Annotated in this window: 1 protein-coding gene; it reads right to left on the reverse strand. The window is 45.8% G+C overall.

Annotated elements, in window-relative coordinates; genetic code table 11:
- The coding region (locus KIV40_RS27440) for an ABC transporter substrate-binding protein (RefSeq protein WP_285352365.1) at window positions 1-662 on the reverse strand (662 nt) is incomplete at its 3' end.
- Between the last annotated feature and the right edge of the window lie 242 nt (window positions 663-904).

Consider the following 904-nt stretch of genomic DNA (forward strand, 5'->3'; position numbering starts at 1 on the left):
CCAAGAAGGTGCTGCTGAAGTTCGCTGTCCCCTTTCTTCACAAAGAACATGTAAGGCATTCGGTAGCGCAGCATAATGTGAGTATCGACCGCCATTGGTAGATGCGGCTGCGACTCCACTTCAGCGAAAGGTTCCATTACACCGCGAGCGAAGAAGTGACAACGATTGCCTGCCAGCATCATTTCGAAGATGTTAGGGTACTTAAGTGACTTCGCTGTTTTGACGTTATTGGCATCGATGATGAAGGTATCCGGCCAAGTTTTACCTGAACAGATAGTAAATTTTTGCAGATCAGAAAGGTTCTGAACTCCGGCAAGCAGTTTGTGATCGTTTTGATGGATCAACCCAATTCGCATACCAAGCATGCCCCTAAAAATCGGGAAATATACCGGGTCAAAGCGCTGCTCCATATCGATACTGGTCGCTGTCCAGATCACGTCCAACTTGCCAGATTCCAAGTCAGCCATCACCCTTGAACCTGCAGGTTCACCTGTCTTCGCATAGACATATTCTATGCTGTCGAAGCGGTCTGAGCGTGCAACCACTTCTTTAATTAGTGTTAAATGCAGCTTTTGGTCGTCTGGCTTACCCGCTACTTTCAATGGCTGAGCAAACAGTGGCGCTGCCGCCATGCTCGCGATCAAAGCCATCACTTTAATCATCTTCACATCCGTTCCCCATCGTCGTTGATGCTGTACCCTATTATCTCGGTAACAGAATAACAAACTGTAACTAAAATGATTTGATATGAGACAGAGATAACGCTTTGTAGGGGTGATTTTTCATGATCGTCATCAAGATGAAAAAATCGAGAATTTTGGTTTTTCCTGATTCAGCTTTGGATCTGTTTTTCGACTCACTTCAGAGCGTTAGACAGCACGTCCTAAGACCACACTCAAAGCAG

Source organism: Vibrio sp. D173a (assembly GCF_030248475.1).